The organism is Parafrankia irregularis (genome assembly GCF_001536285.1).
Taxonomy (GTDB): domain Bacteria; phylum Actinomycetota; class Actinomycetes; order Frankiales; family Frankiaceae; genus Parafrankia; species Parafrankia irregularis.
The window spans coordinates 328,412-341,718 of record NZ_FAOZ01000002.1 but is presented as its reverse complement, the minus strand read 5'-3'; the positions used below and the strand labels follow the sequence as shown (position 1 = coordinate 341,718).

8 protein-coding genes and 1 tRNA gene are annotated in these 13,307 nt (G+C 68.3%); all 9 read right to left on the bottom strand.

The annotated features are described in order from the left end of the window. Nucleotides 1-83: 83 nt before the first annotated feature. Complete coding sequence (locus AWX74_RS04000) at nucleotides 84-3,974, bottom strand: DNA-directed RNA polymerase subunit beta' (RefSeq protein WP_091271646.1); 3,891 nt, start codon at nucleotides 3,972-3,974, stop codon at nucleotides 84-86. A gap of 135 nt (nucleotides 3,975-4,109) precedes the next feature. Further along, nucleotides 4,110-7,535 carry a DNA-directed RNA polymerase subunit beta gene (gene rpoB, locus AWX74_RS03995; RefSeq protein WP_054570423.1) on the bottom strand — a complete coding sequence of 1,142 codons (3,426 nt, stop codon included), beginning with the start codon at nucleotides 7,533-7,535 and terminating at the stop codon, nucleotides 4,110-4,112. 1,439 nt (nucleotides 7,536-8,974) lie between these two features. Next, nucleotides 8,975-9,364 (bottom strand): 50S ribosomal protein L7/L12, encoded by a 390-nt coding sequence (gene rplL / locus AWX74_RS03990; protein WP_091271644.1) that lies wholly within the window; start codon nucleotides 9,362-9,364, stop codon nucleotides 8,975-8,977. A 96-nt stretch (nucleotides 9,365-9,460) separates the two neighbouring features. After that, nucleotides 9,461-10,039 carry a 50S ribosomal protein L10 gene (gene rplJ, locus AWX74_RS03985; protein ID WP_091271642.1) on the bottom strand — a complete coding sequence of 193 codons (579 nt, stop codon included), beginning with the start codon at nucleotides 10,037-10,039 and terminating at the stop codon, nucleotides 9,461-9,463. Between the two features lie 401 nt (nucleotides 10,040-10,440). Further along, nucleotides 10,441-11,154 (bottom strand): 50S ribosomal protein L1, encoded by a 714-nt coding sequence (rplA, locus tag AWX74_RS03980; protein ID WP_006539119.1) that lies wholly within the window; start codon nucleotides 11,152-11,154, stop codon nucleotides 10,441-10,443. Nucleotides 11,155-11,351: 197 nt separating this feature from the next. Next, nucleotides 11,352-11,786, bottom strand: a complete 435-nt coding sequence (gene rplK, locus AWX74_RS03975) for a 50S ribosomal protein L11 (RefSeq protein ID WP_091271639.1) — start codon at nucleotides 11,784-11,786, stop codon at nucleotides 11,352-11,354. Between the two features lie 35 nt (nucleotides 11,787-11,821). Further along, nucleotides 11,822-12,622: a transcription termination/antitermination protein NusG gene (gene nusG / locus AWX74_RS03970; protein ID WP_091271637.1), complete on the bottom strand. Its 801-nt coding sequence runs from the start codon at nucleotides 12,620-12,622 to the stop codon at nucleotides 11,822-11,824. 238 nt (nucleotides 12,623-12,860) lie between these two features. After that, nucleotides 12,861-13,124, bottom strand: coding sequence for a preprotein translocase subunit SecE (secE, locus tag AWX74_RS03965; protein WP_091271635.1), 264 nt, complete (start codon nucleotides 13,122-13,124; stop codon nucleotides 12,861-12,863). A 32-nt stretch (nucleotides 13,125-13,156) separates the two neighbouring features. Continuing rightward, nucleotides 13,157-13,229, bottom strand: a tRNA-Trp gene (locus AWX74_RS03960). Nucleotides 13,230-13,307: the final 78 nt, after the last annotated feature.

The following is a 13,307-nucleotide window of genomic DNA, read 5'->3' as shown; positions in this document are numbered from 1 at the left end:
CGGCAGGCCCACCTGATCTGGGCCTGCCGGGCCTTTGCCGCGTCACACCGGCCGGGCGGGCTGGTCAGCCCGCCCGGAGCGGATCAGCGGTAGTCGCCGGAGCTGCGGTAGTCGAACTCGTCCAGCGGGACGGCCTGGCCGGAGCCGGCGCCGAACGCGCCGTACTCGACCGAGCCGCCGTCGTCGTAGCCGCTGACGGAGTACATCGCCGCACGCGCCTCGTCGGTCGGCTCCACCCGGATGTTGCGGTACCGGGAGATACCGGTACCCGCCGGGATGAGCTTTCCGATGATGACGTTCTCCTTGAGGCCGACCAACGAGTCCGAGCGGGCGTTGATCGCCGCATCGGTGAGCACTCGAGTGGTCTCCTGGAAGGACGCCGCCGACAGCCACGACTCGGTGGCCAGCGAGGCCTTGGTGATGCCCATGAGCACCGGACGGGCCGAGGCCGGCTGGCCGCCGATCTCCACCACCCGGCGGTTCTCGCTCTCGAACCGGGCCCGCTCGACGAGCTCACCCGGCAGCAGTGCGGTCTCCCCCGACTCCAGCACGTTCACCCGCTTGAGCATCTGGCGGATGATGATCTCGATGTGCTTGTCGTGGATCGACACACCCTGCGACCGGTACACCTCCTGCACCTGGTCGACCAGGTGCAGCTGCACCTGGCGCGGGCCGAGGATGCGCAGCACCTCGTGCGGGTCGACGGCACCGTCGATGAGCTGGGCGCCGACATCGACCCGCTCGCCCTCCCGCACCCGCAGCCGGGAGCGGCGGGACACCGGGTAGGCGATCTCCTCGCTGCCGTCGTCGGGGACGATGACGACCTTGAAGGTCTTCTCCGTCTCCTCGATCTTGACCCGGCCGACCACCTCACTGATCGGGGCCTTGCCCTTGGGGCTACGGGCCTCGAACAGCTCGACGACTCGGGGCAGACCCTGGGTGATGTCGTCACCGGCGACACCACCCGAGTGGAAGGTACGCATCGTCAGCTGCGTACCCGGCTCACCGATCGACTGGGCGGCGACGATACCGACGGCCTCACCGACGTCCACCAGCTTGCCGGTGGCCAGCGAGCGGCCGTAGCACTGCGCGCAGACGCCCATCCGCGACTCGCAGGTGAGCGCCGAGCGCACCCGCACCGTCTCGATGCCGGCCTCGATGATCTGGCCGATGACCACGTCACCCGCGTCGGCCCCGGCCGGGACGACGACCTCGCCCTGGGCGTCGACGGCGTCGGAGGCCAGCGTGCGGGCGTACGCGGAGGTCTCCGCGTAACGGTCGCGCACCAGCGTTCCGTCCGGGCCCTTGCGCGCGATCCGGGTGAGGATGCCACGCTCGGTGCCACAGTCGTCATCGCGCACGATGACGTCCTGGCTGACGTCGACCAGACGACGGGTCAGGTAGCCGGAGTCGGCGGTCCGCAGGGCGGTGTCCGCGAGACCCTTACGAGCACCGTGCGTCGAGATGAAGTACTCGAGCACGGTGAGGCCTTCGCGGAAGTTCGCCTTGATCGGCCGCGGGATGATCTCACCCTTGGGGTTGGAGACCAGACCACGCATACCGGCGAGCTGCCGGATCTGCATCATGTTTCCGGCGGCCCCGGAGTTGACCAGCGTGTAGACCGGGTTGGTCTCCGGGAAGTTCGCCTCCATGGCCTCGGCGATCTTGTTCGTCGCCTCGGTCCAGATCTGGACCAGCTCGCTGCGGCGCTCCTCGTCGGAGAGGAAACCGCGGTCGAACTGCTTCTGCACCCGGTCGGCCCGCTGCTCGTACTCGTCGAGGATCTCGCCCTTGTTCGGCGGGGCGATGACGTCCTCGATCGCGACCGTCACACCGGACCGGGTGGCCCAGTAGAAGCCGGCGCTCTTGAGGGCGTCCAGCGTCGCCGCCACCTGGATCTTCGGGTACCGCTCGGCCAGGTCGTTGACGATCGCGGCCTGCGCCTTCTTGTTCAGCTGGGCGTTGATGAAGGGGTAGCCCTCCGGCAGCGCCTCGTTGAGCAGGCAGCGCCCGAACGTGGTCTCCAGGGTGAACGGGTCACCCGGCAGCCAGTCCGCCGGCGGCACCCAGTCGGTCGGCGGCGTGCTCTCCCGCAGCCGCACCTGGATGCGGGCCTGCAGCTGGATCTCACGCGCGTCGAAGGCCATCTGCGCCTCGGCCACGCCGGAGAAGTACCGGCCCTCGCCGAGCGCGCCGTCAGCCATCCGGGACAGGTGGAACACCCCGGTGACCATGTCGAGGCTGGGCATGGCCAGCGGACGTCCCGACGCCGGCGACAGGATGTTGTTGCTCGACAGCATCAGGATCCGCGCCTCGGCCTGCGCCTCGGCGGACAGCGGCAGGTGCACCGCCATCTGGTCACCGTCGAAGTCGGCGTTGAAGGCGGTGCAGACCAGCGGGTGGATCTGGATCGCCTTGCCCTCGACCAGCTGCGGCTCGAACGCCTGGATGCCGAGCCGGTGCAGGGTCGGCGCCCGGTTGAGCAGCACAGGGTGCTCGGTGATGACCTCTTCGAGCACGTCCCACACGACGGGGCGGGCCCGCTCGACCATGCGCTTCGCCGACTTGATGTTCTGCGCGTGGTTGAGGTCGACCAGCCGCTTCATCACGAACGGCTTGAACAGCTCCAGCGCCATCTGCTTGGGCAGGCCGCACTGGTGCAGCTTCAGCTGCGGGCCGACGACGATGACCGAACGGCCGGAGTAGTCGACTCGCTTGCCGAGCAGGTTCTGGCGGAACCGGCCCTGCTTGCCCTTGAGCATGTCGGACAGCGACTTGAGCGGACGGTTGCCGGGCCCGGTGACGGGCCGGCCGCGGCGGCCGTTGTCGAACAGCGCGTCGACGGCCTCCTGCAGCATCCGCTTCTCGTTGTTGACGATGATCTCGGGCGCGCCGAGGTCGAGCAGCCGCTTCAGCCGGTTGTTCCGGTTGATGACCCGGCGGTACAGGTCATTCAGGTCGGACGTCGCGAACCGGCCACCGTCGAGCTGCACCATCGGACGCAGGTCCGGCGGGATGACCGGGACGCAGTCCAGCACCATCCCCATCGGGGAGTTGCGGGTGTTGAGGAACGCCGACACGACCTTGAGCCGCTTGAGCGCACGGGCCTTCTTCTGCCCCTTGCCGCTGCGGATGGTCTCGCGCAGCGACTCCGCCTCGGAGGCCAGGTCGAACTCGGCGAGCCGGCGCTGCAGCGCCTCGGCGCCCATGCCGCCCTCGAAGTACTGGCCGAACCGGTCGCGCAGCTCGCGGTAGAGCAGCTCGTCCGGCTCCAGGTCCTGGACCTTCATGTTCTTGAAGCGCTCGAAGACCCGCTCAAGGTCGTCGATCTTGCGCTGCGAACGGTCCCGGATCTGGCGCATCTCGCGCTCGGCCGACTCGCGGACCTTGCGGCGCGCGTCGCCCTTGGCCCCTTCGGCCTCCAGCTGCGCGAGGTCCTCCTCCAGCTTGCGCTGGCGGGTCTCGACGTCGGCGTTCTTCTTGTCCTCGAGCTGCTGCTTCTCGACGCCGATGCGGGCCTCGAGAGTCGGCAGGTCGCGGTGCCGGCCGTCGGCGTCGACCTTGGTGATCATGTAGGCGGCGAAGTAGATGACCTTTTCCAGGTCCTTCGGCGCCAGGTCCAGCAGGTAGCCGAGGCGGCTCGGCACACCCTTGAAGTACCAGATGTGGGTGACCGGGGCGGCGAGCTCGATGTGGCCCATCCGCTCACGACGCACCTTGGCGCGAGTTACCTCGACGCCACAGCGCTCACAGATGATGCCCTTGAACCGGACCCGCTTGTACTTCCCGCAGTAGCACTCCCAGTCCCGGGTCGGACCGAAGATCTTCTCGCAGAAGAGCCCGTCCTTCTCCGGCTTGAGGGTGCGGTAGTTGATCGTCTCCGGCTTCTTGACCTCACCGAACGACCACTGGCGGATGTCGTCCGCGGTGGCCAGACCGATGCGCAGCTCGTCGAAGAAGTTGACGTCCAGCAAGACTGTCGCCTGCTCTCTCTTTCTCAGTCGGGACGCTGCCGGGGCCCCCGGTCAGGCACCGGTGGGTGCCGCGCCGGGTGGCACGAGTGGACGGGGTCGGGGGCCTGGCCTGGCTAGACCAGGCCCCCCGTCACGTCAGACCTCCTCGACGCTGCTCGGCTCACGCCGCGACAGATCGATACCGAGCTCCTCCGCCGCGCGGAAGACGTCCTCGTCGGTGTCCCGCATCTCGATCGAGACACCGTCGCTGGACAGCACCTCGACGTTGAGGCACAGCGACTGCATCTCCTTGATGAGGACCTTGAACGACTCCGGGATACCGGGTTCCGGGATGTTCTCGCCCTTGACGATGGCCTCGTAGACCTTGACGCGGCCCACGACGTCGTCGGACTTGATCGTCAGCAGCTCCTGCAGGGCGTAGGCGGCGCCGTACGCCTCCAACGCCCACACCTCCATCTCGCCGAACCGCTGGCCACCGAACTGTGCCTTACCACCGAGCGGCTGCTGCGTGATCATCGAGTAGGGGCCTGTCGACCGGGCGTGGATCTTGTCGTCGACCAGGTGCAGGAGCTTGAGGATGTAGATGTAGCCGACCGCCACCGGGTACGGGTAGGGCTCCCCCGTGCGGCCGTCGAACAGCTCGGCCTTGCCCGAGGAGCCGATGAGCTGCGTACCGTCCCGGTTCGGCAGGGTGGCGTCGAGCAGGCCGGTGATCTCCTCCTCGCGGGCGCCGTCGAAGACCGGCGTCGCCACGTTCGTTCCGGGCGGGGCGGCGTCGGCGCCGATACCGCGCAGGCGCTCCTTCCAGTCCTCGGAGCCGGAGTCGACCTGCCACCCGGTCTTGGCCACCCACCCGAGGTGGGTCTCCAGGATCTGGCCGATGTTCATACGCCGCGGCACGCCGTGCGGGTTCAGGACGACGTCGACCGCGGTGCCGTCGGAGAGGAAGGGCATGTCCTCGACAGGCAGGATCTTCGCGATGACACCCTTGTTGCCGTGGCGGCCGGCAAGCTTGTCACCATCGGTGATCTTCCGCTTCTGGGCCACGTAGACGCGGACCAGCTCGTTCACACCCGGAGGCAGCTCGTCGCCGTCCTCGCGGGAGAACACGCGGACGCCGATGACCTTGCCGGACTCGCCGTGCGGCACCTTCAGCGAGGTGTCACGGACCTCCCGGGCCTTCTCACCGAAGATCGCGCGCAGCAGGCGCTCCTCCGGGGTCAGCTCGGTCTCGCCCTTCGGGGTGACCTTGCCGACCAGCACGTCACCAGGCGAGACCTCGGCACCGATCCGGATGATGCCGCGCTCGTCGAGGTCCGCCAGGACCTCCTCGGCCACGTTCGGGATGTCCCGGGTGATCTCCTCCGGACCCAGCTTGGTGTCCCGGGCGTCGACCTCGTGCTCCTCGATGTGGATCGAGGAGAGGACGTCGTCCTGGACGAGGCGCTGGGAGAGGATGATCGCGTCCTCGTAGTTGTGCCCCTCCCACGGCATGAAGGCGACGAGCAGGTTCTTGCCCAGCGCCATCTCGCCGTTGTCGGTGCACGGACCGTCCGCGATGACCTGGCCGGCCTCGACCCGGTCCCCCTCGAAGACGATCGGCTTCTGGTTGATGCAGGTGCCCTGGTTCGACCGGCGGAACTTCGCCAGCCGGTAGGTGCGCCGGGTGCCGTCGTCGTGCATGACGGTGATGTAGTCGGCCGACAGGTCCTCGACCACACCGGACTGCGCGCAGACGACGACGTCACCGGCGTCCTTGGCCGCGCGGGCCTCCATGCCGGTCCCGACCAGCGGGGACTCCGAACGCAGCAGCGGAACCGACTGGCGCTGCATGTTCGAGCCCATCAGGGCACGGTTGGCGTCGTCGTGCTCGAGGAAGGGGATCATGGCCGTCGCCACCGACACCATCTGGCGCGGCGAGACGTCCATGTAGTCGACCTCGTCCGGCGGGATGAACTCGACCTCACCGCCCTTACGGCGGACCAGGACGCGCTCCTCGGCGAACGAGCCGTCCGCGTTCAGCGGGGTGTTCGCCTGCGCCTTGACGTGCCGGTCCTCCTCGTCCGCGGTCAGGTAGTCGATCTGGCCGGTGACCCGGCCGTTCTCCACCTTGCGGTACGGGGTCTCGACGAAGCCGAACGGGTTGACCCGCGCGAACGTCGACAGCGAGCCGATCAGACCGATGTTCGGGCCTTCCGGCGTCTCGATCGGGCACATCCGGCCGTAGTGGCTGGGGTGCACGTCACGGACCTCGAAGCCGGCCCGCTCCCGGGACAGACCGCCGGGGCCCAGCGCCGACAGACGGCGCTTGTGGGTCAGGCCGGCCAGCGGGTTGGTCTGGTCCATGAACTGGGACAGCTGGCTGGTGCCGAAGAACTCCTTGATGGAGGCGACGACCGGCCGGATGTTGATCAGGGTCTGCGGCGTGATCGCCTCGACGTCCTGGGTCGTCATGCGCTCGCGCACGACGCGCTCCATCCGGGCGAGGCCCAGGCGGACCTGGTTCTGGATGAGCTCGCCGACGGTGCGCAGACGCCGGTTACCGAAGTGGTCGATGTCGTCGACCTCGTAGGTGTCCGGCTCCTGGCCCGCGTGCAGCTTGACGATGTACTCGATCGTGCGGACGACGTCGTCCTCGGTGAGGACGCCGACGTCGTACGCGACCTCGAGCTCCAGCTTCTTGTTGACCTTGTAGCGGCCGACCTTGGCCAGGTCGTAGCGCTTCGGGTTGAAGAAGAGGTTCTCCAGCAGGGTCTGCGCCGACTCCCGCGTCGGCGGTTCGCCCGGGCGCAGCTTGCGGTAGATGTCGAGCAGCGCGTCGTCCTGGCTGGAGGTGTGGTCCTTCTCCAGCGTCACCCGCATCGACGGAAACTCGCCGAACCGCTCCAGGATGCGCGCCTCGTCCCAGCCCAGCGCCTTGAGCAGCACGGTGACCGACTGGCGGCGCTTGCGGTCGATGCGCACGCCGACGGTGTCCCGCTTGTCGATCTCGAACTCGAGCCAGGCCCCCCGCGAGGGGATGATCTTGCAGGAGAAAAGATCCTTGTCGGACGCCTTGTCGATCGCCTTCTCGAAGTAGACGCCCGGGGAACGGACGAGCTGGCTGACCACCACGCGCTCGGTGCCGTTGATGACGAACGTGCCCTTCGGCGTCATGAGCGGGAAGTCGCCCATGAACACCGTCTGGCTCTTGATCTCACCAGTGGTGTTGTTGGTGAACTCGGCGGTGACGAACAACGGCGCCGAGAACGTCATGTCCTTGTCCTTGCACTCCTCGACGGAGTACTTGGGAGGCTCGAACCTGTGATCCCGGAAGGACAGGGACATCGAGCCGGAGAAGTCCTCGATCGGGGAGATCTCCTCGAAGACCTCCTCGAGCCCGGAGGTGATGGGGACGTCGTCCTTACCGGCGTCGATGCTCTCCTGGACCCGCTCCGCCCAGGCGTCGTTACCGATCAGCCAATCGAACGACTGCGTCTGCAGGGCGAGAAGATCCGGGACCTCGAGAGGCTCGATGATCTTGGCGAACGAGATGCGGGAGGCGGAACGCGAGGCGGCCAAGGTGGTCCTTCCGGTGGCCTGATCGTGGGGCTGGCGTCGCGGATGTCAAGGATCCGTTTGGGGGTGGTCAGGTGATCAGTGTCTCGCTACGGTTATGCGGAACATCGGCGGGGGGTGCCCCGGCAATGCGACGATCCCGAGAGAGAGGCTCCTTCGCCGATACGACAGTCCGTCGGGCAATGCCCGCCCCCGCGGACGCCTGCGCGAACGGGGCGGTCAGGCCGAACCGGCCGAGTGGGTCGAGCGGAGCAGCCGGGGCAGAGGTCCACGGAGCATCCGGGCCGTCGAAGGCTCCGGGCACGACAAAGCCGCCGCGGGTCTGGTCGGCAGGCGCTGGAATGCCCAGGCGCCGCCGGCGCGGCGGTCTCGGATCGGTGTGTCGGTGCAAGGGCGAGAAGTCTCGTTCGGGTCTCGTTGCGGACAACCGGGCCGCCGTGCTCGCGAACGAGGCACGGCCACGCCGCTCTCGCGTCACCCGAACCCGCTGGGGCGGCGAGCCCTCGGCCACTGAGCCAGAGGGCCGCGGACCGCTCCGCAGCGCGAACCCGATCACCCGATGGGGCCGGATCCCGATGTCGAACGTGTTACCGACGAGCCCGATGTAACGAGAAAGACAGCGCAAACTAGCAGTGTAGCCGAGGGCTTCACTGCTGGCAAGGACGAGACATGATCAAGTCACGCGCCGCTTCCCGACGAAGGTTCGCAAAACGATGGAACTCCGTTGCCCGGGAGCTCGTCAAGGGCCCGAAGCCAACATCGTCTCGGGCAAGGGCCCGCGCTGACTGGCAGTTCCGGCCGAGGCCGGCCCCGGAGGCGGGGTCAGCCCGCCGTCGAGGGCCCGCCCGCCGCATACGGACATGCGTCGTGAAAAGGCCATTCATGCATGAAGCCGGTGATTCGAGCAGGCGGTCCGCCTCCCGGCCCGGCCGCCCGCAGGCCGCCAGCCCCCCGCACCTCGTCACGCTGCGCACCGGCCCCGACCGACGGACAGCACATAGGTCTTACCACCGATGGCGCCCGCCTGACGCCCACCACCAGTCGGCGTCGCCGCTACAACCAAGTACGACCTGAGGATCGCGGTCGCCAGGACGGCGATCCTCGGCTCCTGGCGCTGCCGCGACTGCCGCTACTGACGCGAACCCCGCCCGCACGGGCACCCATCGAGGCTCCCACACCTCCCGCACGGCATCGTCAATTCACCTCATGAGGCACAAAAAGGGCGCAGGGCCGCCTGGCGACCCGCAAGAAGGAAGGATTGTGGTCGTCGGAACGACCAGAACCGTTCACTCTTGCGCCCCACCAAACCGGGGCTACCGGGCTACCGGACACTCGGAGGTCCAAGCCGCACAGACCCACCACCGGACGCGGCGAAGCCCCGCCCTGGAGCGTCCAGGACGGGGCTTCAGATGCCACAGGTGCCGCTGGCGGCACCCGGCGAACTACTTGACGGTGACCGTGGCGCCAGCGCCCTCGAGAGCCGCCTTGGCCTTCTCAGCGGCCTCCTTGGCAACCTTCTCGAGGACGGGCTTCGGCGCGCCGTCGACGAGGTCCTTGGCCTCCTTGAGGCCCAGGCTGGTGAGCGCGCGGACCTCCTTGATGACCTGGATCTTCTTGTCGCCGACGGACTCGAGGATCACGTCGAACTCGTCCTGCTCCTCGGCCGCGGCAGCCTCGCCGCCGCCACCGGCAGCCGGCGCGGCCGCGACGGCGACCGGAGCGGCAGCGGTCACGCCGAAGGTGTCCTCGAACTCCTTCACGAACTCGGAGAGCTCGAGAAGAGTCATCTCCTTGAAGGCGTCGAGGAGCTCGGTGGTCGAAAGCTTCGCCATGGTGGCGGTTCCTTCCTGGTAATGCCGATCAGGTGATCCGGCGCCCGGTCAGCCGGGCCTTCGTGCGGGGGATGGTCCGTGGTGAGCGGGGATCGCTCAGGCGTCGGTGGCAGCTGCCTCGGCCGCGGCGGGCTCGGCCGCGGCCGGCTCGGCGCCGGCCGTCGCCTCGCGCTGTGCGCGCAGCGCCTCGGCGAGGCGGGCGACCTGGGACAGCGGAGCCGCGAACAGGCCGACCGCCTTCGCCAGCGAGCCGTTCATCGCCCCGGCCAGCTTGGCGAGCAGCACCTCGCGGGATTCCAGGTCGGCGAGCTTGCGGATCTCGTCCGCGGTCATCGCCTTGCCCTCGACGAACCCGCCCTTGACGATCAGGGCCGGGTTGGCGCGAGCGAAGTCCCGCAGCCCCTTCGCCGCCTCGACGGGGTCGCCCCCGACGAAGGCCACGGCGGTCGGGCCGACGAGCAGGTCATCGAGGCCGGAGACCCCGGCCTGCTCTGCCGCGATCTTGGTGAGGGTGTTCTTGACCACCGCGTAACGAGTGGTCTCGCCGAGGGTGCGACGCAGCTCGGTGAGCTGGCTCACCGTGAGACCGCGATACTCGGTCAGCACCGCGGCGGTCGAACCACGGAACTCCTCGGCGATCTCCGCCACGGCGGCGGTCTTCTCCGAGTTCGCCATCGGGCTCCTTCAGGTGTCGGCCGGCCATGCCGACAAGCCCTGGAAACAACGAACGCCCCGGCGCAGAGAGGCGCGGGGGCGTCAAGAACATCCGACTGTGCCCGGGAGGCTGGCGGCCCATCGGAGTGGACGACCAGCGAACCTGACGGTCTTCGTTGCGACTTCCCGTTCGCCACCTGCGCGGGCCGCCCGGAAATCCGAGCCTTCGGCCTCCAGCGCCTGGATCCCGCAACAACCGGAACCCTGACAGCTGAAGAACGACCAGCGGTCTTCGGTGTGGAACTGTTCGCAATGATAGCAGGCACCGGCGCGGGAACGAACGAAGGGGCACGCCCGAAAAACGGTGCGTGCCCCTTCGGGGTCCGCGCGCGACGCCGACTCGCGACGTCTGCGACGCCCGGTCAGACCGGGGTCTCCTCCAGGAGGTTGCGGGTCCGGTTCGGGTCCACCGGGATACCGGGGCCCATCGTCGTCGCGAAGGTGATCTTCTTGAGGTAACGGCCCTTCGCCGCGGACGGCTTGACCCGGACGATCTCGTCCAGCGCCACGCCGTAGTTCTCGATGAGCTGGGCCTCCGAGAAGCTCACCTTGCCGATGACGATGTGCAGGTTGCCCTGCTTGTCGACCCGGAAGTTGATCTTACCGCCCTTGATGTCGCCGACGACCTTGGCCACGTCGAGGGTGACCGTCCCGGTCTTCGGGTTGGGCATCAGGCCACGCGGGCCGAGGATACGGGCGATCCGGCCGACCTTCGCCATCTGGTCCGGCGTGGCCACCGTGGCGTCGAAGTCGAGGAAGCCCTCCTGGATCCGCGCGACCAGGTCGTCGCTGCCGACGACATCCGCACCGGCGGCGGCGGCCTCGGCGGCCTTCTCACCGGCGGCGAAGACGGCGACCCGCGGCGACTTTCCGGTGCCGTGCGGCAGGTTGACCGTGCCGCGGACCATCTGGTCCGCCTTGCGCGGGTCCACACCGAGACGGATCGCGACCTCGACGGTCGCGTCGTACTTCGTGGAGGACGTCTCGCGGGCCAGCTTCGCGGCCTCAAGCGGGCTGTAGAGAGCGGCCCGGTCGATCTTCTCAGCCGCGGCGCGGTACGCCTTGCTGCGCTTCATGTGCTCTCCCTGTGGTGTTGGCGGGTCCTGGCCACCCGACACCGGGCCCGGAGTCATCCCGGACAGGGTCGGAACGGAACAGGCCCTCCCACATACCTGGCCGTGACGGAGTCGTCGCGGCGCCGTGTTCGTGGTCGTGGTCGTGCAGCGCCCGTGGTCGTACAGCTCCGTGGTCACGCGGCGACCACGGAAGGGCCTCACTCGCCGACGGTGATACCCATCGACCGAGCGGTGCCCGCGATGATCTTCTCTGCCGCCTCGAGGCTGTTCGCGTTCAGGTCAGGCAGCTTCGTCTGGGCGATCTCACGGACCTGGGCCGGCGTCAGCTTCGCGACCTTGACCCGGTGCGGCGTGCCGCTGCCCTTGTCGACACCGGCGGCCTTGAGGATCAGCCGCGCGGCCGGCGGGGTCTTGGTGACGAAGGTGAAGGAACGGTCCTCGTACACCGTGATCTCGACCGGCACGACGTTGCCGGCCTGCGACTCGGTGGCCGCGTTGTACTGCTTGCAGAACTCCATGATGTTCACGCCGTGCTGGCCGAGGGCCGGGCCGACCGGCGGGGCCGGGGTCGCCTTGCCGGCGTTGATCTGGAGCTTGATCAGCGCAGTGATCTTCTTCTTCTTGGGAGGCATCTGTTCGTCTTCCTACCGGAGTTCTACGGAGCGGATCAGATCTTCGCGACCTGGTTGAACTGGAGCTCGACCGGCGTCTCCCGACCGAAGATGGAGACAAGCACCTTGAGGCGCTGCGCGTCGAGGTTGATCTCGCTGATGGTGGCAGGCAGGGTGGCGAACGGGCCGTCCATGACCGTGACGGACTCCCCGACCTCGAACTCCTGGGCCTTGACCGTCTCGACCTTCTTCTCCTTCGGAGCGACCGGCGCGAGGATGGCGACCACCTCTTCGCGGCGCAGCGGCGAAGGCCGGTTCGTGAGGCCCACGAACCCGGTCACACCCGGCGTGTTCCGGACCGCCGACCAGGACTGGTCAGTGAGATCCATCCGGACGTAGATGTAGCCGGGGTACTTCTTCTGCAGGACGAGCTGGCGCTTGCCGTTCTTGACCACCGGGACCTCCTCGGTGGGCACCTCGATCTGGAAGATGTAGTCCTCCATGTTGAGGCTGGAGATCCGGGTCTCGAGATTGGCCTTGACCTTGTTCTCGTAGCCCGCGTAGGAGTGCACGACGTACCACTCGCCCGGCGCCTCCTCCAGCGCACGGAGCAGGTCGTCAGCGTCGTCCTCCGCCGGCTCGGCCTCGGCGCCCGGGGCCGTCGCCGCCGCGGAGGGCACGTCCGCCTCCGCCTGGTCGGCCGACTCGGCCTGGTCTACCGACTCGGCGTCGTCCACGTCGGGTTCGGCCGCGGCATCCGTGCTCGCGACCTCGTCGCGCTCGAACGCCGCGACGGGGTCGAGGCGTTCGAGCGCCTCCCCCTGCTCGGAGGAAGCGTGCTCGGGAGACTGGGACACGCGGCCGATCCTTTTCTCGTGGACGGATGCATTAGTGGGTGGTTCTGTCGCTGACGGCCGTCACCCGCCGAACGGCCCTTCTGGACTGGACCCGCCCGCGGTGCCCGCCTGTGGCCGGCGCCTCAACCCGCGCACGACACGACGGGGCGAACCGGATCAGGCCGGAACCGGCCAGGCCAGGCGCTGGGCCACGCTGACCTTCGGTCAGCCCGGCTCGGAGCCCGACGCGGCCTCGGTATCAGCCGAAGACCGCGAGGACCGCCTTCGTCAGGCCGAAGTCAAGGCCAGCAACGAAGGCCGTCATCACCGTGACGAAGACGAGCACGACGATCACGTAGGTGACCAGCTCGTTACGCCCCGGGTAGACGACCTTGCGGAGCTCCCCGATGACCTCGCGGACGAACTGACGAATCCTGCGGACAATCGAGAACGGCGACCGACGACGGTCAGCCCGCGCGGACCGGCCGGCCCGCGGTGCCGCGTCACGCGTATCGGTCGCCACTCAGCTCCACCCACTCGTTCGTCGGTCCAACGCAGGGGCGACAGGACTCGAACCTGCAACCGCCGGTTTTGGAGACCGGTGCTCTACCAATTGAGCCACGCCCCTTAGACGTACTCGAACTTTTGGGCCCGCAAGCGGGCCCGACAGACCGAGCGGATCGAGCATACCCCGTCATCGCCCAGA